Source organism: Mucilaginibacter gotjawali, assembly GCF_002355435.1.
GTDB classification, from domain to species: domain Bacteria; phylum Bacteroidota; class Bacteroidia; order Sphingobacteriales; family Sphingobacteriaceae; genus Mucilaginibacter; species Mucilaginibacter gotjawali.
In genome coordinates, this window is record NZ_AP017313.1 from 4,889,579 (window position 1) to 4,912,083 (window position 22,505).

General features: G+C 41.5%; 23 protein-coding genes. 12 read left to right on the plus strand and 11 right to left on the minus strand.

Annotated features, from left to right (window positions below):
* The first annotated feature begins 21 nt into the window (after positions 1-21).
* The 6 genes from MgSA37_RS21560 (at position 22) to MgSA37_RS21585 (ending at position 4,629) form a co-directional block, all read left to right on the plus strand.
* On the plus strand, positions 22-669 hold the full coding sequence (locus tag MgSA37_RS21560; protein ID WP_096354904.1) for a DedA family protein: 648 nt from the start codon (positions 22-24) through the stop codon (positions 667-669).
* A gap of 9 nt (positions 670-678) precedes the next feature.
* Positions 679-1,224 carry an inorganic diphosphatase gene (locus tag MgSA37_RS21565; protein ID WP_096354906.1) on the plus strand — a complete coding sequence of 182 codons (546 nt, stop codon included), beginning with the start codon at positions 679-681 and terminating at the stop codon, positions 1,222-1,224.
* A gap of 7 nt (positions 1,225-1,231) precedes the next feature.
* Complete coding sequence (locus MgSA37_RS21570) at positions 1,232-2,569, plus strand: hemolysin family protein (protein WP_096354908.1); 1,338 nt, start codon at positions 1,232-1,234, stop codon at positions 2,567-2,569.
* A 12-nt stretch (positions 2,570-2,581) separates the two neighbouring features.
* Positions 2,582-3,295: a 16S rRNA (uracil(1498)-N(3))-methyltransferase gene (locus MgSA37_RS21575; RefSeq protein ID WP_096354909.1), complete on the plus strand. Its 714-nt coding sequence runs from the start codon at positions 2,582-2,584 to the stop codon at positions 3,293-3,295.
* A gap of 105 nt (positions 3,296-3,400) precedes the next feature.
* Positions 3,401-4,030: a DUF4159 domain-containing protein gene (locus tag MgSA37_RS21580; protein WP_232010889.1), complete on the plus strand. Its 630-nt coding sequence runs from the start codon at positions 3,401-3,403 to the stop codon at positions 4,028-4,030.
* A gap of 101 nt (positions 4,031-4,131) precedes the next feature.
* Entirely contained in the window at positions 4,132-4,629 is a 498-nt protein-coding gene (locus tag MgSA37_RS21585) for an acetyl-CoA carboxylase biotin carboxyl carrier protein subunit (RefSeq protein WP_096354913.1), read from the plus strand.
* Positions 4,630-4,708: 79 nt separating this feature from the next.
* Here MgSA37_RS21585 and MgSA37_RS21590 read toward each other — a convergent pair whose 3' ends face one another.
* Positions 4,709-6,391 carry an SUMF1/EgtB/PvdO family nonheme iron enzyme gene (locus tag MgSA37_RS21590; RefSeq protein WP_096354915.1) on the minus strand — a complete coding sequence of 561 codons (1,683 nt, stop codon included), beginning with the start codon at positions 6,389-6,391 and terminating at the stop codon, positions 4,709-4,711.
* A gap of 294 nt (positions 6,392-6,685) precedes the next feature.
* Here MgSA37_RS21590 and porV point away from each other — a divergent pair, with 294 nt between their 5' ends.
* Together porV and ispF are read left to right on the plus strand one after the other, a co-directional pair.
* The gene (porV, locus tag MgSA37_RS21595) at positions 6,686-7,813 is read left to right on the plus strand and encodes a type IX secretion system outer membrane channel protein PorV (RefSeq protein WP_232010701.1); all 1,128 of its coding nucleotides are present in this window, start codon (positions 6,686-6,688) and stop codon (positions 7,811-7,813) included.
* Positions 7,810-8,310, plus strand: a complete 501-nt coding sequence (gene ispF, locus MgSA37_RS21600; protein WP_096354919.1) for a 2-C-methyl-D-erythritol 2,4-cyclodiphosphate synthase — start codon at positions 7,810-7,812, stop codon at positions 8,308-8,310. Before porV ends, ispF begins: the two co-directional genes overlap by 4 nt.
* A 106-nt stretch (positions 8,311-8,416) precedes the next feature.
* Here ispF and MgSA37_RS21605 read toward each other — a convergent pair whose 3' ends face one another.
* The 9 genes from MgSA37_RS21605 to MgSA37_RS21645 all read right to left on the minus strand — a co-directional run bounded on the left by MgSA37_RS21605 (position 8,417) and on the right by MgSA37_RS21645 (position 18,160).
* The gene (locus MgSA37_RS21605; protein WP_096354921.1) at positions 8,417-11,785 is read right to left on the minus strand and encodes a glycosyltransferase; all 3,369 of its coding nucleotides are present in this window, start codon (positions 11,783-11,785) and stop codon (positions 8,417-8,419) included.
* Between the two features lie 57 nt (positions 11,786-11,842).
* Positions 11,843-12,004 carry a FeoB-associated Cys-rich membrane protein gene (locus MgSA37_RS21610; RefSeq protein WP_096354923.1) on the minus strand — a complete coding sequence of 54 codons (162 nt, stop codon included), beginning with the start codon at positions 12,002-12,004 and terminating at the stop codon, positions 11,843-11,845.
* A 248-nt stretch (positions 12,005-12,252) separates the two neighbouring features.
* Positions 12,253-13,443, minus strand: a complete 1,191-nt coding sequence (locus MgSA37_RS21615; protein WP_096354925.1) for a hypothetical protein — start codon at positions 13,441-13,443, stop codon at positions 12,253-12,255.
* 70 nt (positions 13,444-13,513) lie between these two features.
* Positions 13,514-13,798, minus strand: coding sequence for a nucleotidyltransferase family protein (locus tag MgSA37_RS21620; protein ID WP_096354927.1), 285 nt, complete (start codon positions 13,796-13,798; stop codon positions 13,514-13,516).
* A gap of 107 nt (positions 13,799-13,905) precedes the next feature.
* Positions 13,906-14,742 carry a type 1 glutamine amidotransferase gene (locus tag MgSA37_RS21625; RefSeq protein WP_096354929.1) on the minus strand — a complete coding sequence of 279 codons (837 nt, stop codon included), beginning with the start codon at positions 14,740-14,742 and terminating at the stop codon, positions 13,906-13,908.
* 6 nt (positions 14,743-14,748) lie between these two features.
* A complete protein-coding gene (locus MgSA37_RS21630) occupies positions 14,749-15,846 on the minus strand; it encodes a carboxylate-amine ligase (RefSeq protein ID WP_096354931.1) in 1,098 nt (365 codons plus the stop codon).
* Between the two features lie 10 nt (positions 15,847-15,856).
* Positions 15,857-16,282 (minus strand): DUF2314 domain-containing protein, encoded by a 426-nt coding sequence (locus MgSA37_RS21635; protein WP_096354933.1) that lies wholly within the window; start codon positions 16,280-16,282, stop codon positions 15,857-15,859.
* Between the two features lie 32 nt (positions 16,283-16,314).
* The gene (locus MgSA37_RS21640; protein WP_232010702.1) at positions 16,315-17,394 is read right to left on the minus strand and encodes an ATP-grasp domain-containing protein; all 1,080 of its coding nucleotides are present in this window, start codon (positions 17,392-17,394) and stop codon (positions 16,315-16,317) included.
* A 58-nt stretch (positions 17,395-17,452) separates the two neighbouring features.
* Positions 17,453-18,160 carry an esterase family protein gene (locus MgSA37_RS21645; protein WP_096354935.1) on the minus strand — a complete coding sequence of 236 codons (708 nt, stop codon included), beginning with the start codon at positions 18,158-18,160 and terminating at the stop codon, positions 17,453-17,455.
* A 248-nt stretch (positions 18,161-18,408) separates the two neighbouring features.
* Between MgSA37_RS21645 and MgSA37_RS21650 the strand changes: the two genes are divergently transcribed.
* The 3 genes from MgSA37_RS21650 to MgSA37_RS21660 all read left to right on the plus strand — a co-directional run bounded on the left by MgSA37_RS21650 (position 18,409) and on the right by MgSA37_RS21660 (position 21,542).
* On the plus strand, positions 18,409-19,269 hold the full coding sequence (locus MgSA37_RS21650; RefSeq protein ID WP_232010703.1) for an alpha/beta hydrolase: 861 nt from the start codon (positions 18,409-18,411) through the stop codon (positions 19,267-19,269).
* Positions 19,270-19,377: 108 nt separating this feature from the next.
* The gene (locus MgSA37_RS21655) at positions 19,378-20,559 is read left to right on the plus strand and encodes an ATP-binding protein (RefSeq protein WP_096354937.1); all 1,182 of its coding nucleotides are present in this window, start codon (positions 19,378-19,380) and stop codon (positions 20,557-20,559) included.
* Positions 20,559-21,542, plus strand: coding sequence for a ParA family protein (locus MgSA37_RS21660; RefSeq protein ID WP_096354939.1), 984 nt, complete (start codon positions 20,559-20,561; stop codon positions 21,540-21,542). Before MgSA37_RS21655 ends, MgSA37_RS21660 begins: the two co-directional genes overlap by 1 nt.
* A 3-nt stretch (positions 21,543-21,545) precedes the next feature.
* On the opposite strand, the gene MgSA37_RS21665 is transcribed toward MgSA37_RS21660, so the two are convergent.
* On the minus strand, positions 21,546-21,818 hold the full coding sequence (locus MgSA37_RS21665) for a hypothetical protein (protein ID WP_096354941.1): 273 nt from the start codon (positions 21,816-21,818) through the stop codon (positions 21,546-21,548).
* 56 nt (positions 21,819-21,874) lie between these two features.
* Between MgSA37_RS21665 and MgSA37_RS21670 the strand changes: the two genes are divergently transcribed.
* Positions 21,875-22,435 carry an NUDIX domain-containing protein gene (locus MgSA37_RS21670; protein WP_096354943.1) on the plus strand — a complete coding sequence of 187 codons (561 nt, stop codon included), beginning with the start codon at positions 21,875-21,877 and terminating at the stop codon, positions 22,433-22,435.
* Positions 22,436-22,505: the final 70 nt, after the last annotated feature.

Consider the following 22,505-nt stretch of genomic DNA (forward strand, 5'->3'; position numbering starts at 1 on the left):
GTAGTTTTACAAATATAGCAAATGAATAGTTTTTGGGAACACCTGCAAAATTTAACAGATGCCCGATCAATTATAAGCTTAGGGTTCTTCTTTTTGCTTATCGTTGTTTTTGCTGAAACCGGGCTGTTTTTTGGTTTCTTTTTGCCAGGCGACTATTTGTTATTCATGTCAGGTCTGTTCTGCTCAACAGGCAGGTTCGATATTTCAATTTATACACTTGTTTTATCACTCATTGCGGCAGGCGTTTTAGGAAATTATACAGGGTACTGGTTTGGGTACCGAACGGGGCCTGCCTTATTTAATAAAAGCAATTCTTTCTTCTTCAAAAAGCATCATATTATTGTTGCACAGGAATTTTATGCCAAACATGGAGGCAAAGCATTGGTTTTAGGGAGATTTTTCCCAATAATTAGAACTTTTGCACCTATCTTTGCAGGAGTTGTTAAAGTTGACATTAAAAAATTCACACTTTATAATTTTGCGGGCAGTATTGCCTGGGTATGTACATTTACCTTATCCGGATATTTTTTAGGCCGACGATACCCGCAATTAAAAGAATATATTGAGTATATTGTAATTGGTTTAATAATAGTAACAAGCGTTCCGCTGATTTACGCGTTGTACAGGCGAAATCACAGTAATCGCGAAAAGATAAAAGAGTTAAAATAAAATAGATAAATGAGTACACAACATCCATGGCACCAGGTTTCGCCCGGAGATAATATGCCCGAAATTGTTAACGCAATTATTGAGATCCCTAAAGGATCCAAAGCTAAATATGAAATTGACAAAGCTTCCGGGTTGTTAAAACTCGACAGGGTTTTATTTTCATCGGTAATGTACCCGGCTAATTACGGGTTTATCCCGCAAACTTATTGCGATGACAATGACCCATTGGATATCCTCGTACTTTGCTCCATAGATGTATTCCCCATGTCAATTATCGAAGCTAAAGTGATAGGTGTTATGCACATGGTTGACAACGGCGAGCAAGACGATAAGATCATCGCGGTTGCAAAAAACGATATGTCGATCAACTACATCAACGACCTTGCCGAACTTCCTCCGCATGTAATGGTAGAAATTGTACGCTTTTTTAAGGATTACAAAAAGCTGGAAGGTAAGAACGTGACCATTGAACACCTTTTAGGGATGCGATATGCACATAAGGTGATCAAAGAAAGTTTGGAATTGTATAAGTCTACTTTTCCCGTTTACCAATAAATAATTTATGGGGCCTGATCTTGAAATAAACGGTTTTTACCTTTTCCTTACCTTTTTCCTGGTTTTGCTGAACGGTTTTTTCGTGGCGGCAGAATTTGCCATGGTGAGGGTCCGCGGTTCGCAGGTTGAAATTAAGGCAAAATCGGGCAGCCCGGTAGCAAAAGTTGCCCGGGGTATTTTACACAACCTTGACGGATACCTGGCGGCTACACAACTGGGTATCACTATTGCCTCCCTTGGTTTGGGCTGGGTGGGCCAATCCGTTGTAACCGCTTTGATGCTGCGGATGTTCCTGACCTTCGGCCTTGATATAAAATCAGTATTTATTGTTGATACCAGCCATATTGTAGCATTTGCTTTTATTACCGTATTTCACATTGTATTCGGGGAATTAGCGCCCAAGTCTATAGCCATTCAACGATCAGTGCGTACAGTAATGGCCATTTCGCTGCCGCTGCGGTTCTTTTTTGTTGTGTTTAAGCCTGTAATCTGGCTGTTAAACGGCTTCGCCAATTTTATATTAAAGCTGATGGGGATCAACCCTGTGCAGGGTGAAGCTTCTCACAGCTCCGAAGAGCTGCAATACCTGCTGGACCAGGGAAAGGAAACAGGTGCCCTGGATTCAACTGAGCATGAACTGATCCAGAATGTTTTTGATTTTAACGAGCGTATCGTTAAAAACATCATGGTACCCCGTACAAAAATATCGGGTATAGAGCTCACCACCACTAAAGATGAGTTACTTGAAATCATCATAACGGAAGGCTATTCGCGCATACCCGTATATGATGACACTATTGACAAGATAGTGGGCATTGTGCACGCAAAGGATATTTTACCCCTGCTGGCCCACCACGAGGAAATCATTTTAAAGAACATTATCCGCAAACCCTACTTCATCCCCGAAACAAAACGGATTAACGACCTGATGAGCGAATTACAGCAAAAACGCATCCAGATTGCAATTGTGCTGGACGAGTTTGGGGGTACAGCCGGAATGGTAACGCTTGAAGATATTGTAGAGGAATTGGTTGGCGAGATCCAGGACGAATATGATGAAGAAAAACCAATTGTTGAAACGATAAACGACCGTGAATTTATTGTGAATGCGCTTGCACCCATCTATGATGTTAACAGCCATTTGCCGCATGATTTGCCGGAGGATGGTGACTACGACACAGTATCCGGATGGCTTGGCGATATTTTCGGCAAAATACCGGATGTTGGTGAGCAGAAAGAAGCAAATGGTTACAACATAACGGTTTTGAAAAAGTCCGAACAGAATATTGAGTCGGTAAAGCTCGAGTTGCTGATTAACGAGGAGGATGCATTAGATTTACATTGATCTGCTTTAACGATGCACCTTTTTTACACGCCAGCTATTGAACCGTCATGCCAGCAATATTTTCTGACAGAGGAAGAAAGCAAGCACTGCGCACGTGTACTAAGGCTTGAGAAAGGAGCAAAACTGCAATTGATCGATGGCAGGGGTGGTTTATATACCGCAAGTATTTTGGATCCCCATCCAAAACGAACATTGCTTCAAATCATCTCGGTAACCCACAACTTCAATAAAAGAAACCACTATTTACATATCGCCATTGCCCCAACCAAAAATATTGAACGTATTGAATGGTTTTTGGAGAAAGCAACAGAGATAGGCATAGACGAAATCTCGTTCATCCTCTGCAAACGATCAGAACGAAAAGAGGTAAAGACGGAACGGCTGAACAAGGTAGTTACCTCCGCCGTTAAACAATCGTTAAAAGCCTACCATCCGCTTTTGAATGAGCCGATAAATTTGAATAAACTGCTGACCCAGCCTTTTGAAGGACAGAAATTTATTGCACATTGCGAAAAAACGGGCAAAACCAGCATAGACGCTGAGCTTAAAACCGGAGGCCGGTATTTGATACTGATTGGACCCGAAGGCGATTTTACCACGGACGAAATTGACGAGGCATTGCAATACGGTTTTAAAGCAATAACTTTAGGCGAAAGCCGTTTGAGGACAGAAACAGCCGCTTTAGAAGCTTGTTTTGAAGTGAACTTTTTGAACAGAAAAGGTTGATTTTATTGATAGATTGGTTAACTTAGTTAATATTTGATGATTAACCGAAAAAAATCTCTTAAAGCGCCGGACTTAAAGCCCATTGCGCTAATTTTTGCCTTTACGATGTTAATGCTGGCCAGCAGTTTTAGCCCACCTACCTATAAAATGGCCAAGCTGAAATATAACGGCGGCGGCGATTGGTATGGCGACCGGACAGCCCTCCCCAACCTGATAAAATTTTGCAACGAAAAACTCAAAACCAACTTTCAGCCCGAAGATGATGTGGTTGAGGTTGGCAGCGCTGAATTATTCAATTACCCTTTTATTTTCATGACCGGCCATGGTAACGTGATTTTTTCGGACCAGGAAGCCCAAAACCTGCGGAAATATTTAACCGGCGGCGGCTTTTTGCATATCGACGATAATTATGGCCTCGACCCTTATGTGCGGCCGCAAATGAAAAAGGTGTTCCCTGAGCTTGATTTTGTTGAATTGCCGCTTAACTATCCTATCTATCACCAAAAGTTTGATTTTCCATCCGGCTTACCAAAAATTCACGAACATGATGGTAAACGGGCGCAAGGTTTTGGATTGATTTACAAGGGCCGCCTGGTATGTTTTTACACCTATGAGTGCGACCTTGGGAATGGCTGGGAAGATTATGGCACCTACGCCGGCGATACGCAGGAAACGCGCTTAAAGGCCTTAAAAATGGGCGCTAACCTTGTGCAATACATTTTAACCCAGCAGTAACACCCGATCACTGAATATTTGAATTTTTAATGAACACTATTGAGAAAGCCCCTCGCTATTTTACTAATCTCTAATTAACTAACCTCCAGTCTCTAACAACTATGTACCAGGTAAAAGTAAATGAAAAATACAATTTCGAACTTGAAAAGAATGGCGATAGCCTGTTGATAGATAAGGAAATCATTGAGGCAGACTTAAAACAGTTAAATAATACCGCCTATCATATCATAAGTAACATGCAGTCGTACAATGCGGAGGTGATCAGTTTTAACCCCGCTGAAAAAACGGCTGAAATAAAAGTAAATAATAATATTTATACAGTTACCGCAAAGGATCAATTTGATATTTTACTGGATAAACTTGGCCTGAGTAACCTTAATACAGCTAAGGTTAGCGAAATAAAAGCACCCATGCCCGGCATGGTACTTAAAGTTTTTGTAAGTGAAGGAATGGAAATAAAAAAAGGCGATAACCTATTTGTTTTGGAGGCCATGAAAATGGAAAACATTATCAAAGCGCCGGCGGATGTAACGGTTAAAACAGTTAAGATAAAACCAGGGGATAAAGTAGAAAAAGGGCAGATCCTGATGCTGTTTTAAGCCGGGATCAACTTATATTCCACACAAAAAAGGCCTCCCGATTTTTTCAGGAAGCCTTTTCAATAGCTAAAGATTGGAATTATTGTTTCGCGTTAAACTTCTTTGATTGTTTGATGCTGTAATGCGGTTTGCCTTCAGGGTGAATTTCAGGCTCACCTACTAAGGTCATTGCACAACGGAAACCAACGGTTGAACTTGACTCGTCTTCATTCATAAAACGACGGGTTGCCGGGTTTAACCAAAAAGCCATATCATTCCATGAACCTCCCTTATACACTTTTGAATGATCGCTTACCAAACTGGTTGTACCATACAATGTAGTATTTACAGTATCGTTATAACCCCTGTTATCAGGATTAAATTTCTTTCCTTCCAAAGCATTTTTTTCAGCCGGGGTTTGACCGGGAGCCGCACCTACAGCTGCGCCTGCATTTGCAGTATTTGGTTGGTTAGGGTTTGCAGTTTGTGCCTGTTGCAATGCCAGTAATTCGCTGTATTTTAATTTTTTGTTTGATACAGAAGCATCTTTAATCGGGCGGCCATATTTATCTTTTGCATACAAACCTTTTGAAGCATCAGCCAAACGCTTATTGCTAAACTCGTTACCACGGAAAGGGTTAAAATCTTCAACTTCTTCAAATGAAGTTTGGCGGTAGGTATCCTGAACCCATTCATTTACGTTTCCGGCCATGTTATATAAACCAAAATCATTTGGTGGAAAGTCCCTCACAGGCGCGGTTATATCGGCTTTATCATTCAAATATCCACCTACGCCCATGTTATCACCCAAACCGCGTTTAAAGTTGGCCAATATCATACCCCGGGTAGCTCTTTTTGATGAACGTACACCTAAACCATTCCACGGATAAACTTTATTGTCGTCAATATTTTCAAATTGAGTATTTCCTATCAAACCCAGGGCAGCATATTCCCATTCGGCTTCTGATGGCAGGCGATATGCTTGTTTTAATATGCCGTCTTCCATACGCACGTGCCTTACAGGCTCTTTTCCGCCTTTTCCGTTGGCACCTGTAGTTGGTTTGGCGTTAGGGCTTAAATCAACTATCATTTTTTTACCATCAATACCGGGGCCAGTATATTGGCCATTCAGGTAAATATCGGTATTAAAAGGATCTTTATTTGATGCTGCGGGCGCTGCGGCTTTGCCTTTTTTGCCATTTCCGTTTAAATCATTCCAGGCAACCATACGCCCGGTTTCACGTAAAATATTTTCGTTAACCCGGTCAGTGCGCCAAACGCAATAATCCTGCACCTGGTCCCAGCTAACCCCCACAACAGGATAGTCCTGAAAGGCAGGGTGCCTTAAATAGTTATCAACATAGGGCTCATTATATGCCAAAGCATTACGCCAAACCAAAGTATCGGGCAATGCATTATAATATAATTCGTGATCCTCCGGATAGGTAACACTTATCCAGTGCATGTAATCAATCCAATCCTGGTTGGCTACTTCCGTTTCATCCATGTAAAATGAAGGAACCGTAACCCGGCGTTTTACGTTATTGTAATCGTAAGTAACGTCCTGGTCGGCACTGCCACCCATTACAAAGGTACCGCCTTCAATAGGAACCAAACCAGGTCCGGGAGTGGGGTGAGTCTTCCTGAAACGTTCGTAACCGCCGGTTTTTTTGTCATTATAAGTAATACCGGTCTTTGAAGATTGCGCGTGTTTACTGCAGCTGCTCATCACTATGCCAATACCCAGCAACACAATCGCAGTTCGCGTAAAAAGTACTTTCATATTTATACTTTATTTTTGGAATGTAAATTTATAACATTTTGCTTAAAATGCTAATTCTATTACCTAAATCTTTTAAAGATATTAATCTTTATTTGAATTTAAACGCAATTCAGGCTTATTGTGTTACATTTAATGCGATTATTATGGTGGAAAACTTCTTGGTTAACTTATACGTAATAGCCTTCAAATAGCATATATTTATTATTTAAAATATAAAAAAATAAATTTCACATGAAGTTTTTCTCTACCAAAGCTATAATTTTTTTCAGTGGTATATTATTTCCCGTTTTGGCAATGGCACAAACAACGGGACCAAATGTTGACGGTACTAAATACAATACTTCATCCCTTGCTGCTGTTCCGTTTTTGAATATTACCCCCGATTCACGTTCAGGGGCGATGGGAGAAGCCGGTGTCGCTCTTTCTGCAGACGTGAATGCAAATTACTGGAATCCGGCCAAACTTGCATTTTTAGAAGACAATGACAATGTTTCGCTCTCTTACAGCCCGTGGCTGCGCCAATTGGTCCCGGACATTAGTATGTCTTATTTAAGTTATGCACATAAAATTGATGACCGCAATACATTTGGTGCATCTTTAAAATATTTCAACTACGGCACCATCCAATTCAGGGACAATACGCAAAATGACCTGGGCACCTATTCACCAAACGAATTTGCCTTGAACGGCTCATTCGCCCGTAAATTTGGTGAAGAGTTTTCGCTTGCGCTCACCGCCGGTTTTATCTATTCAAATTTATCAAATGCTGTTTTCGCTACCGGAACGGGTGCACAGGCCAGGGCAGGAACTGCTGTGGATGCAGGCGTTGCTTTGTATTATAACCATAAGATCCAGGAATTTGGCACCGATGCGATATTTGCTTTCGGAACGAATATTTCAAATATCGGATCAAAAATCAGTTACAGCAATAATGGCCCCAAGTATTTTTTACCGGCAAACCTAAAAATTGGCGTTGCCAATACGATTAACCTGGATGATTATAACCAGCTAACTCTTACCGCAGATTTTAACAAACTATTGGTTCCGACGCCACCAATTACGGATGCCAATGGAAATATCGTCAAAGGCGTCAGCAATGATGTATCCGTACCGGTTGGCATTTTCCAATCATTTTCTGACGCTCCGGGAGGTTTTAAGCAGGAATTACAGCAAATTACCATTTCCACCGGCCTTGAATACTGGTACGACCAGCAATTTGCTGTAAGGGCGGGGTATTTTTATGAAAATCCAAATAATGGGGGCTCTCATTACCTCACGATGGGCGTGGGTTTTAAATATGATATTTTCAATTTCGACTTCTCATACCTGGCGGCGAGCCAGCAAAATAGCCCGCTCGCAAATACACTTCGTTTTACCCTAAGTGCTAACTTTGGCGGAGATAAAAACGCTAAAAAACAATGACAAAATTAAGAGTTGGGTTTGGATTTGATGTTCACCAGTTAAAGGATCAGCATCCATTTATTTTAGGCGGCGTGGATTTACAGCATACTTCCGGGGCTTTTGGTCATTCAGATGCGGATGTATTGTTGCATGCTATTTGCGATGCCTTGCTCGGCGCTGCCAATTTGCGTGATATAGGCTTTCATTTTTCCAATACGGACGAGAGGTGGAAAGGGATCAGCAGCCTGGTATTATTGCAAAACGTAGTAATACTTTTAAAAGAAAAAGGCTGGCAAATCGGCAACATTGACGCCATGGTTTGCCTCGAAGCCCCGAAAATTAACCCCCACATCCCTGCAATGAAGGTTAATATAGCGAAAGCCGCAGGCATCAGCGAAGAAGATATCTCCATAAAGGCTACCACTAACGAACAATTGGGTTTTATTGGCCGCCAGGAAGGTGTTGTAGCCTATGCGGTTTGTTTGATAGAGAAGTCCGAAAGTCGGGAAAGTCAGTAAAGTCCGAAAGTTGACTGTCTGGCGTATAGAAGTTTGTCACTATGAAGAAAGTCCGAAAAAAAGCGCATGCTTTTTTTTCGGACTTTCGGACTTTCGGACTTTCGGACTAAACAGTCGCTTCTTTCTTAATAGTCACATTTCCGGTGCGTTTTAACGCGCCCCATCCATGCAACTCGCCTTTTAATGCCCTGCGGATGGATTTAAACAATACATAATACATCAGCTGGCGCCATATAAAGCGTTGCGGAATAATGTAAACCAATTTTTTATAGTCTTCCTTCTGCATCCAAAAGGCAATAATAGCAACTACGAAGTCTATCAACACAAATCCAACGTAGTAGATAATTATCCTACCCGGCTTGTCACTGAATAAACCAATAATCATGAAAAGGTCAGCAAGCGGAGAAAACAACGGCAAAATAATTTGAAAGACCAAAATATTAGGCATGCCCAGCATGCCGAAGAACTTATACTTTTTATTGAACAGCGCGTCCTTGTTTTTCCAGAAACTCTGCATCACGCCAAAACTCCAGCGGAAACGCTGTTTTAGCAAGCCATTAAGCGTCTCGGGGGCTTCGGTGTAGGCAATAGCGTCATCGCAATTACGTACCACATAGCCTTGCTTTAATATACGCATGGTAAGATCGCAGTCTTCAGCCAGGGTATCGTAAGTAAAGCCACCGGCTTTGTACAGGGCTGATTTGCGGAATGCGCCGATGGCGCCCGGCACTACGGTGATGCTATTGATCAGGTCGAAAGCGCGCCTGTCCATATTTTGGGCAGTAATGTATTCTATCGACTGCCACATGGTTATCAGGTTAGTTTCGTTTCCGACTTTAACGGTACCGGCGACAGCGCCAATTTCCTCATCGGTAAAATGATTCATCAAATGATAAACGGCGTCATTTTTTAGCTGCGTATCAGCATCAATACAAACCACAAAATTATTTTTGGCATGGCTGATCCCGAAGTTAAGCGCCGAAGCCTTGCCCCCGTTTGGCTTTGAAAGTACCTGCACCAAGGGGTGGTTTCCGTAGGCATTGTTTACCAGTTCAAACGTTTTATCTTTTGACCCATCGTCAACAAATATAATCTCGAACGAGGGGTACTCCGTTTTTAATAAACTTTGTATAGTTTTAATAGCGGTTACTTCTTCGTTATAACCAGGGACTATAATACTTACTGCAGGCAATTTAGCAGGTTCGGTAACTGCCCGTTCAATTTTCTTATCCTCACTGTATTGCCTTACCGCAAGTATTCCAATCAATATCACGCGGCCAACAGCAAGAAATATGGCGGAAAAGAATAAATAAATGAGGAACCAGTTTCCATAAAAATAAAACTCTATCAGGAAATTATATAGCGAACCCAGCACGCCCGAATTTGCATCGTCCTTTATGGGTGGCATCAGGTCTGCTTTATTTTTATGCAAAACATCGGCAATGGTGGTGAATTTATACCCGTGACTTTTAAAATAGTGGATAATTTCGGGCAATGCTTTTACAGTTTCTTCGCGCGTGTCGCCGCCTGCATCGTGCAGCAATAACATCGATCCGGCATCTTTCTGTTTGATAACACGGGCAACAATACTGTCAGCAGTTACCCCCGGCTGCCAGTCCCACGGGTCAATAGATTCGCCTATGGTAATATAGCTTTGTTTCCTGCTTTCCGCTACCGGTATAACTTCTGCCAGGGTTTGCGGCTCGGCATCCGCATTGAAAGGCGGCCTGAACAATATGGTGCTCCTGCCTGTTACTGATTCGATCAGTTTCCGGGTTGCATTTAACTCGAGGTTTACACGTTGTATACTGATAGCCGAAATATCCGGGTGAAAAAATGTATGATTCCCGATCTCATAGCCTTCTTCATATTCGCGGCGCAGAATAGGTACATTTTTTTCGGCCATTGAGCCTACCACAAAAAATGCCGCCGGAACATGTTCTTTTTTTAAGATGTCGAGAATCCGTGGTGTATAATCAGGATCGGGGCCGTCGTCAAACGTTAAAACAATTTTGCCCGGATCGTAGCCGTATTTGCGGATAACATATTTTGTGGGCAGCTTGATGTATTGCTGCGCGGTAATCACAAAATTGGAGGTATCCATCTTGACATCGATCTTACCGGTAGTTGGGGTAGTTACCAGGTCGAGCACTTCCCCGTCGCCATCATAATCAATTTTATTATTCAACCCTACAGATGTTAATCTCTTAACGTCGATCCCCGTTTTCCTTAATGAATCTATCGACAAATTCTTCTGGAAGAATGTCCACAACCGGGGATCTTCGCCACCCAGCCGCCAAAGGGCAACACCACCCGTCGCCCAATCATCGGCCATACGGATGATATTAAAATTGGTAGCCGCATCAGTAAAATATACCGTATGCTCCAAACTGTCAAGGTCGTAATAATTATAATGCAGATTAGCCGAGGCCGGGTCGAAAGTTATCTTACTGCCATTTTCCTGTGCGTAACTAATTGCCTCCAGGTAACTCATAGGTTTTCCGGTACTGCTTTCGGGCCAGTCGTACCCTCCACCCTGAACGGTTAAAATAACTTTTTCACTCGGTATCCGGGAGCAAACATTATCCAGAATTTCTTCCACCCAACGCTGGTTTGAAAGATCGCCGGCATTACTTCCGTCATTATGCTGATCTATTGCCATTACAAACAAAAAATCGTTAACATGCTGCAGGCGTTCTAACTGGTACTTTTCGTCATCCGGAACCACGTTTTGCGTAACCAAAAAACCAAGCGGGTGCAGAATAGCATAAAGCTCATTTTCAAAAGTGATATAGTTTTTGCTGTTGATGTCTTTTAAATCATCAAAATCAAGGTTGACCCCTTTGAATTTATACCTGGTTAACTGGCTGGCGATATTATAGATGAGTTGGGTACGAAGTTTTTTACTTTTGATGATCCGTTCAACATCTTTGGTATCATAACTGCCTTTTTCCTTATCAGAATTAACGTAGTTTGAAAGCGAGACGATAACAGGCTTCTTGTATTTTTTATTGAGATTTACCAGGCCGGTATCAATATTAGCCACCATGGTATCATGCTTTGGCAATAAAAAGAAACCTTCGCTCACCACCATATCCAGGTGAGAAATATTGGAAGCGAGTGAGCCATAGGCCTGAGGCTCCCATGCTTTATAAAATGCAGCGTTGATACGGTCCTTATTGTTGGGGCGTTTTAGCTGGTGCAAGTGCCTGGTGCGTGCCAGCTTGGTGATTTCATTTTTATCAATTTTGAAATCCTTATATTTTTTTGACCTTTTTAAGCTCTCGAGTTCTTCTTTAGTAAGCTTTTTAGGAGTGGGATTTAAGTTTGGTAAACTTGGATATTGTTTGGATGTTACCGTGATAATTGCAGCAAGCACACTACAGGCAAGCACAATGATCAGCACACGGCTAATCCACTTAAAACGCATCCATCTACCTGGAGTATCCGTTTGAAAAACCTGTTTATCAGCCATTAAATTTGCACAATAATTTATTTAGGTACATAATGATCAAATGTGGGAATTTGATAATTATTTATGGTTTTTAACTTCTTCAATTGCCGAAAAATCGATACCGCATTTGCAATTTTCGCCGCAGCTTTTTTTTGCAAATAAATTCCTGTACACAAGCCTGCCCACGTAAAACAGTGCTGCGGTAAATAAAATGGCTACTATGATGATCTGGATATTCACGTCACAAATTTAATACAATTTATATATATACGTACAGACATGTTAAATAGTATTTGGTTTAGGAATGGACACGAATATTCACGAATTTGTTCGAATTTCACGAATAAATGGGCGCTAATTACACTAATGAATTGACACGCATTGCACGAATGGATTTGAATTTTCACTAATGAGAGGGCCGCCGCCTGATATGATTCGTGAACTTTCGTCCTTATTTGTGACATTCGTGTCCATTCAATTCGTGTCAATCATTTCATGAACGCGATAGCACCTCCTACCCAATCAAAATCCTTGTTATATCTAACACCTATCATTTTTCCTTTACTTAAGCGGGCCAGGTTAATGGCTAAAGTTGGTTTTTCATCGCCATTTGGCCAAAGGTATAATAGCCTGATCTCTATCTTTACGCCACCATCAGGGGCATGTAAAACGGGTTCGTAAATTACTTTTTCCTGCAAGATCCAGTTTTCCGGGTCCTTTATATTTTCAATGTCATTTTTTTTCACATCTATAATTACGCCCTGGCCGGCAAACGAAAACAGTGGTTTCAACACGTAGTTTTCCAGGTCGGCGGGTATATTCTTTACCATGTGTAAAAATTGGGTTTTGGGGATATAGTCGCCCTTTAAAAACGGCATGGTAAACTTGCTTACCCGGTAAAACCAGTTGGGATGGGTTATCCATTCCACATCCAGCGGTTGCCGGATATCTGCTACTTTATTAAAAATAGCAGGGTCGCTTTCTATCTCATCAAAAATTAAGCGGTTATAAATTCGTTTGATCAGCTTTCTTTCGCCATTTACCCGGTAAAAAAGCTGACTTCCTTCCTGCTCCAATTCCTCAAGCGACACTATTGGCGTACCGATATATTTGCGGGTATACTCAAAATCTACCGCGGTTTTTTGATGATGGGCATCCACGTCCATCAGTACAACTTCCGCCGGGTCACATTCTCCAATTATTGTCTTTTTTAGCAAATCGATATAAGAAGATTCGTCTAATCCGCTAAAATATACCGACCATTCGTCAGCAATATCAAAGGCCTTCGCATAGCATTCAGCCAGGTTAACCTGGAAACCAAACAAGGATGGAAATCCCTGTAACTCGATGAGTTTTGGAACAATATTGCCGTTTTCGTCGCTGCAAACCCCAAAATCAAGCGCTATAAAATGCGGGTGATCATTTTCATTGGGGAGCTGCCATTTTTCGGGAATGGCTCTTTCGGTCAATTGTTTAAAATCAGGCCGGAGGATGACGCTGATAATATCGTTGCCAGCTGTTATTAGTTTATTTTTGAAATCATCCGTTAAAAAAACAGGAGTTTCGGCCACGCGGAACTCTATAGGATTTTCAAGGCCTTCGTTTAAAGAGACTAAAAGCTTTTGGTACTTTTCTTCAGTGAAATTTTCGTTGAATGATTTTCTGGCTGATGGCTCCATAAGTTTTTAAAGCTCGCTTATTCAATTATATTTTCGAGTTGTTCCTTTAATATTAACCTCTCAGGCTGACTCATAAGATAGTTATCGCGGATAAAAGCACTTCATTTCCTATGGATGACTTAAGTGCACTATATTCAACTAAATCAACTTTCCTGTTTATAAGTTCAGAGAGTTCTTCTTCAAGTTTAAGCATTTTAAAAAGGGTAAATCCTCCTTCAGCTTCTATAAGGAGATCCAAATCACTATTTGAATTCATCATGCCCTTTACTGCTGAACCAAAAATTGCCGCACGTTTAATTGAATAACGATTTAAAACAGGCAAAATCAGTCGTTGGTATTTTTCAAGGTCGTGCATATTCAAGTTGAGCTAAATTAATACTAAAAGCAAAACCGCCCAAATGTACTTTCCGCCGGTATCGGCCATTATAAAAGCCCTCCCATCCGGGGAGGGTTGGGTGGGGCCTATATCTCCTGCAAACTCAAAACAGCCTGGTCTAAAAAATTAGGGATGATGGTATTTTGCGTTTGGGTGATCTTGTCCGGGTCCTCCAACCGTTCCAGCATCTCGTTGTATTTATCCAGGCCGTGTTCGCTTACCACCTCTTTCTTTTTGTCTTCTTTCAATAACAGCGACCTGATGCCAACTGCATCCGCTTCCGGGTGAAACTGGGTGGAGAAAAAGTAATCGCTAAACCGTACCGCCATCATCGCCCTGGGAAGGTCAACATAAGGCCTTTCTTTTTCAATTGCCAGCAATTGCATGCCCAGATCGATAAATCGTTTTTCATTTGGGTGGATCACCTGCCAAAACCGGGAATCGACTGCGTAAAACGGATCGGCGAGCCCGTCAAATAAAGGTTCGTTTCTCCCGGCATTTGTTTCATGCACTGGTAAAACCCCAAAAGAGGGCGATTTACGCATATTTATGGCACCTAAACCATATTTACGGCACATGAGCTGGAACGAATGACAAATGAAAAACGCATGCTTTTTTTGCGAGGCGTTGGATAGATTATGATCTTCCAGCGCGTCAACCAGCTTGAAATATTTCTTTTCCCATTCGCTGCCTTCGCTCTCCAAAGGATCGCCGGGGCCACCGCTGGAGATATAAATGTCGAATTCCGTTCCGGGTACTTCTACTTTTTTGCGGACATCGAAAACTTCGTAGGTTAAATTCAATTCATTTTTTACACGGTAACGCTCCAAAATTTCGCGGATCCCACGCATTCCTTCATTTTCTATCCCATTATACAGATCCAGTACCGCTACTTTTACAGGTTGTTTATCGTTTTGTGCCATTATTTTTTATATCCCTTTAAGCGTTTGTGAAGTAATGTAATCCACAACATCTGCAAAGTTATGGTTTTGTTCGTAAACTGCTAACTGCCTGTCGGCTCCGGTGCCATTTTCCAGTATTTTATGAACATATTGCAGGTCATCCCGGCAGCCTAACTCATCAACCACCTCATCAACAAAATCAAGCAGCTCCAGTACCAGCGACCGGGTATTCACCTCCATCTCCTTGCCGAAGTCGATCATTTTTCCGTCGATGCCATATCGCGCGGCGCGCCATTTGTTTTCGTTAATCAGCGCCCGGTTATACGTCATGAAAGCCATATTCTGTAGCCGCATCTTATAAAGCTTGGCGCACAAAGCCTGGAATAGGGCTACGAAGGCCATCGTTTCGTCAATCAGCATCGGGCAATCGCAAATGCGGAATTCGATGGTCTCAAAAAACGGGTGAACCCGGATATCCCACCATATTTTTTTTGCATTATCAATACAATTGGTTTTTACCAGCAGCTTGATATACCGGTCGTATTCCTCAATACTGTTAAAATAATCAGGGATACCGGTACGCGGAAATTTATCAAAAACCTTGGTGCGGAATGATTTAAAGCCAGTATTACGCCCTTCCCAAAAAGGAGAATTGGTTGACAAGGCATACACGTGAGGCAAAAAATAACGTACCTGGTTGGCAATATGTATGGCCAAATCGCGCGACTGGATGCCCACATGCACGTGCAGCCCGAAGATCAGGTTGGAGCGGGCAGCTTCCTGCATCTCGTCTACAATTTCAAAATATCGGGGATGATCAGTGATGAGTTGGTGCTGCCAGTGCGAAAAAGGGTGCGTCCCGGCGGCGCCAATGCGTAAACCTATGTCCCCGGCCAGCATAGCAACAGTACCGCGAAGCTTGGTCACTTCTTTGCGGGCCTCGTCGGTATTGCGGCAAATATGGGTACCCACTTCAACCACGGCCTGGTGCATTTCGGCCTTTACCTGGTCTTCGTGGATCTTTTGGGCGCTTTCAACAATTTTTTGGTCATGCGATTTTAGCTCCCGGCTTACCGGGTCAATCACCATGAATTCTTCTTCAACACCTAAGGTAAATTCGTTCATAATTGATGGTTTAGCTTTGTTTTGATTTATTCCTGATATAACCGCTTGAGAACCCGCCTACCTTTGTATGAGTTAAATGGTCCTGTAAAACCCAGTCTTCAACATCCTCCCGAGCAACGCTCACATAGTCTCCATATTTTAACAATTTAACGGTACGGGGTTCGTTGGCTAATCTACCGGTAAACTTCCCATCGTTAAATTTGTACACCTGCACCCACATGTGTTCGGAGTTTCCTTCTTCAATAAAGTTGGTTTTTACCGCATACTGAAATAGCTCGTCGTTTTGCTCATGCTCGTTCATAAAATCTATCAGGTATTGAAGGTCCTGCTGTGCACGTTTCTTAAATTCCTCGAGGGTGGCATCGCCCTTTTCAATACTGGCTATCTTACTACTTTGATCCTCATTTGATTGTTTTTTCTTAAAAAATCCAAACATCGCTGACTCTATTATTTAAAACCCTTTATTTCTTAATTACCTTTTTTAGGTCTGGCCACTTTTTCCTTAATCACACCTTCTGCCAATACTTCATGGTCTATCTTCCCTTCGCTTGCTTCCTTTTTACCGGCTTTTTTCTCCACCTTTTTTTCGGAGGATAACAAATGTTCGCCCGCCGCGCCAGTTTTTACAAATTCGCCCCAGGTTAAGTTATCCATATCAGGTTTTTGTTTTTTGGCGCGTTCAATGGCATAATCGGCAGCAGTCTCCACCACCCAATCAAAATTTTCCTGTCCAACACTGGTTACTTCGGCATCGGGCGCTGGGTTGCAAAAATCAATGGCATAAGGCAAGCCGTTCCGGATAGCAAATTCAACGGTATTAAAATCGTACCCCAGGTATTTGTTTAGTTTGATCACATAGTTTTTAACCAGCTCCAGCAATTTCTTTTCAGCCGGGGCCTTGCCATGTTCGTAACGCAGGTGATGCGGGTTACGCGGCTCGTACTGCATAATGCGCACATGTTTACCGCCGATACAATAGCAACGGAAATAATCGTCAAAAACGACCTCTTCCTGCAGCATCATTACATACTGTTTGGTTTTGGCGTACTTGTCGAAAAAATCTTCCTTATCGTGGAGTTTATACACTTCTTTCCAACCGCCGCCATCAAATGGCTTCATGTATGCCGGGAAGCCCACATAATCAAATATACCTTCCCAATCCAGCGGGTAGGCCAGGTTGCGGAAGGATTGCCCGGTAGTATCATCAGGCATATCCTTTGATGGCAGGATAACCGTTTTAGGTACCGGCACCCCTATTTTGACGGCCAGCGCATTGTTAAAAAACTTTTCATCGGCGCTCCACCAAAATGGGTTGTTGATGACCGCCGTACCGCAAATGGCTGCGTTTTTCAGCATGGCCCGGTAAAAGGGCACGTCCTGCGAAATCCGGTCGATGATCACCGCGTAATCCAGCGGCTCGGCCTGCATCACCTTGTCAATGTGGACAAACTCTGCAGTGATATTTTTTTCCGCCTTCTGGTTGATGCGATCAACAAAAGCATGTGGAAATGAATTTTCTTGTCCGAATAAGATGCCTATTTTTTTCATGGTAGTTAGATATAGTTTTCTTTCTTGATTCCTGGTTCTTTACTCCTGGTTCTTGTACTTATTTTATCGTCGATAAATAATAGGGAAACATTTCCTTCCAAACCGGCCAATCATGACTCGCAAACGGCCGCACATCCAGCCAATTACCGATACCCTTTTGATTTAAGATGTTAGATAACCGGTCATTGTCCGCCCTGCAGATGTCGTGCTCAGCAGTGCCTAAAATAATATTCATGTGCCATAGATCAGGCTGACTGCTGCCCGGCAAAAAATCAACCGGGTTATTGTAAAATACATCATCATTATAAAAACCATCAGTAAACTGTGTAATGTCAAATGCGCCGCTCATGCTGAACATATGTGCCGTTTTATCCGGGTGCTTAAAGGCAAAATTTGCCGCGTGGTAACCGCCAAAACTGCAGCCGGCGGTGGCCACTTTGTTTACACCTGTTTCGTGCATGGCCCAGGGAGCCAGTTCATCCAATAGCATTTTATCGTACCATGCGTACCTGCGGGCCCGTTCGGATGGTTGAACTCCTTTATTGTACCAGGTTAACCAGTCGAAACTTTCAGGGCAATAAATTTTTACCAGGCCCTCGTCAATAAACCATTTCACGCTGTCAATCAGCCCTTCATCTTTATTCTGGTAATATTTACCCTGCGAAGTGGGGAAAAGTATAACCGGGTAGCCGCGGTCGCCAAAGACAAGCATTTCTACATCTATCCCCAAATTTTGCGAGTACCAGCGGTGATATTTTTCAGTCAAAGTATTTTTGGTTTAATGAATGTAAGTTAGATAAATAATTCCGTGATTTGAAAATTTGATGATTTGAAAATTTGAAAATCATCAAACGCCTCACCTAAACGGCGAAGCCTTCATAAGCACCATTAAAAAACAAATTACTGGTGAATAATCCTCTCCAAAGGAGAGGACTTAAAAAAAGGAAACATTAAAAAAATAGACCTTTAGAACCCTCTCCTTTGGAGAGGGCAGGGTGAGGCAAGGATTTCAAATTGAAAAACCTTACCTTTGCCGCTTTAATAAAATTGAATACCGAGATGTACTGGAATTTGCCGGAGATGGAGATAGCAATCGCTGAAAAAAATATAACAATCAAATCCGAACAATTAAAGCGTGACGTTACCTGCACGCTGCTGATCCCCCAAGAAACAGAATTTGTTGAGCCGTTGAACCTTTTACTGCTGAACGACGGGCAGGAGATACAAAGCCTTGAGCTGAAAGAAACTTTGGAAGAGTTAACTAATTCCCAAAGGATAAAACCAACCCTGGTGGTTGCCATACATGCTGATGAAGAGCGTTTGCACGAATACGGCACCGCCGGCAAACCTGATTTTAAAAAACGTGGCGACAAAGCCGGGTTATATACCGATTTTATAAAAACGGAGTTATTACCGGCAATTTATAAGCTGACAGGTATTGAAAGCTTTGAAACAACTGCTTTTGCCGGTTTTTCGTTGGGCGGATTGTCAGCATTGGATATTGCCTGGCACAACCCTACCCTGTTTGACAAGGTGGGCGCGTTTTCAGGTTCTTTTTGGTGGAGAAGCAAAGATTTAAGTAAGGGTTATACCGATAATGACCGCATTATGCACAGCATTATCAAAAACACCAAAGAAAAACCCGACCTGAAGATCTGGCTGCAAACCGGCACCAAAGATGAGACAGCCGACCGCAACAAAAACGGCATCATCGACAGCATTGACGATACCATCGACCTAATCAAAGAGTTGGAAAACAAAGGCTTTAAACGCCCTGAAGATATCAGGTACCTGGAGATGTTCGGCGGCAGCCATGATACCACTACCTGGGCCAAAGCCATGCCTAAGTTTTTGCTTTGGGCATTTGGAAGATAAAACGTTGAAGGTTTTATCATTTGTTTTTTTATTGGGATTGTTAAATTTAATAATCAGTTGGTTTTTAATCTTAAGTTTGTTTAATCAACGGATTACAAATAGACAGCAATGATATCACAAGAAGAACTAACTAAAATATTACCTGCATTAGAAGCGGATCGAATCGAAAAAACAATTTCAAAAAATGACGCGGATAAATTTGGGGAAGCAATATGTTCTTTCTGTAACGACATGGCAAACCACCAAGGGCCGGGATATTTGATTATTGGCGCAAACGACGATGGAAGTTTAAACGGCACCACCGTTGATGAACAACTGATGCAGACATTACTTTCTTATCGGACTGATGGGCGTATTGTTCCACCTCCAGCAATGGTTGTTTCCAAATTCACTTATCCAACCGGCGATGTAGCGGTCGTTGAAGTTCAACCTTCAAAAGTCCCACCTGTAAGATATAAAGGAAAGGTTTGTATAAGAATTGGCCCAAGAAAAGGAACTGCTAATGAAGCGGAAGAGCGCATTTTAAGTGAAAAACGATCAACTTTTGCAAGATCTTTTGATACTCAGCCAACTTATGGAAGTGCTATTGATGATATTAGCATAGATATTTTCAAAATTAATTATTTGCCTACAGCTATTGATAACGAAACTTTAATTGCAAATGGAAGAGAAATTAAAGAGCAATTATCATCTTTGAAATTTTTTGACTTACGGGCAGATGTTCCGACAAATGCGGGAATACTGTTATTTGGCAAGAACCCTCGATTTTATTTAAGTGGTGCATATATTCAATATGTCAGATTTACCGGAGAGGACGAAGTTAGCGATTTCGATTATGAGTATCGGTTTGAAGGTGATTTAACTACACAAATGAAAGTCATTGACGATTTTATTAAATCTCAAATTGTAAAAAGGGTACAGATGAAACTTGGAGAAGAGTATGAAACGGCTTACCCCGCATCTGCAGTTCAGGAATTGCTCTACAATGCAATAATTCACCGGGATTATCAATCCAATGCACCTATAAAATTCTATGAATTTAGTAACAGGATAGAAATAACGAATCCAGGAGGTTTATATGGGGATGCTCGTCCTGAAAATTTCCCCAATAAAAATGACTATCGAAACCCAACGTTAGCGGAGGCCGCAAAAAATTTAGGGTTCATAAACAGTTTCAATGTTGGTGTTAAAAGAGCAATTGCAGCATTAAGAAAAAATGGATCCCCTGATCCAATATTTATTTTAGACCAGCCGACAAGTTTTGGGGTTATCATTTATAAAAAACTATAATGAAGACGATCGCTTTTTTTAATAATAAAGGTGGAGTAGGCAAAACTACTTTAGTTTATCATTTTACTTATATGCTTGCTGAACAAGGTTATAAATGCCTTGCTGTTGATTTAGATCCTCAAACAAATTTAACGTCAATGTTTTTATCTGACGAACGTTTAGTGGAGATATACGACAATGAATCCTCACGACCGACAATTCTTGAAAGTATAAAACCGCTAAATAGAGGTATCGGCGATATTCAGCCAGTACACATTGAGCGGGTAAGCGACAATATAGGTTTGATAGCTGGTGATTTGGAACTATCCCTTTTTGAAGATAAATTAAGCAGTAATTGGGGAAATTGCCTTAACAGTGACGAAGCCGCTTTCAGGGTAATTTCTTCTTTTTACAGAATTATTAAGGAAGCCAACGAACGTTGGGAAGCTGACTTTAATATTATTGATATAGGACCAAATTTTGGGGCGATCAATCGGGCGACCTTAATTGCAGCTGATTTCGTTGTTGTTCCAATGGCCGCTGATCTATTTTCTTTACAAGGTTTAAAAAATCTCGGTAACAGATTAGGCACCTGGCAGGCAGAGTGGGAAGACCGATCCAGTAGAAATCCCGAACCATCTTTAGACTTACCGACAGGTTCTATTACCCCAATAGGATATGTCGTTATGCAACACGGAATTAAAGAAAGCAGACCTGTAAAATCATATTTAAAATGGGCAAATAGGATTCCAAACGTATTTCGCAAATTTGTTTTAAAGATGAACGGCGAACTTGAAATTAGCGTTAACGATGATGAGTATTGTTTAGCATTACTAAAACACTATCACAGCCTGATCCCAATGGCTATGGAGGCTAGGAAACCCATATTTCTACTAAAACCATCAGACGGCGCAATCGGGGCTCATTTGGGAGCTGTTAGAAGTAGTTATGAAGATTTCTTAGCTTTAACGAATAAAATAATTTTGCAAACTGTATTGTATTGATGTTTATAATAATTCCCTTCTAAACTTTGTGATTTCATTTTTTAAAGCTAACAGGTCCGTTGATATTTCATCTTCAATATTAATTGAAAAGTAATAGTCATTGTGTATTCTCTCCTGTAAAACGAGTGCTGATAAACTGCAATTGTACATTATTACGTCTTTGGCTTCCTCATGGTCGAAATCATTTTTCAATAAAAATCTAAAGATTTTATCGAAGGTGAAACGGTCATAGCAAATTTCGTGTTCGCGAAGAAAATCTTCAATCTCTTCATCCATATAAAAAATGTTTATTACTAGCTAATATAAAAAACTTTAAGATTATTTTTACCTCCATGCTCCATCCCGAAGAAAACCCCTGGAAAACTACTTCCGAACAAATTGTTTACGATAACCCATGGATAAAATTAACTGAGTACCAGGTGATCAATCCATCCGGCAATCCTGGTATTTATGGCAAAATTCATTTTAAAAATATTGCTATCGGCGTTTTGCCGCTGGATAATGATTTGAACACTTACCTGGTGGGTCAGTACCGTTTTGCGTTAGGTCAATACAGTTGGGAAATGCCCGAAGGCGGCGGTATTATTGGTATTGACCCTATTGAGTCGGCCAAACGGGAACTACTGGAAGAGACCGGGCTAAAAGCTGAAATGTGGACGGAGATTCAGCGCCTGCACCTGTCCAATTCGGTAAGTGATGAATTAAGTATTTTATTTGTTGCCCGTGGCTTGCGGCAATTTGAAGCAGAACCCGAAGATACCGAGCAACTGATGATTAAAAAATTGCCGTTAGAGCAGGTTTACCAAATGGTTTGTAAAGGCGAGATCACTGATGCCATGACCGTAGCTGCAGTTTTAAAAGTAAAATTACTGCTGATTGAAAACAAGCTGTAAGGTTTTTAAGCTTGAGAAAAAAATCTAACTTTGAGGCTTTTATGAGAAAGTTCTTCGGCTATATATTATC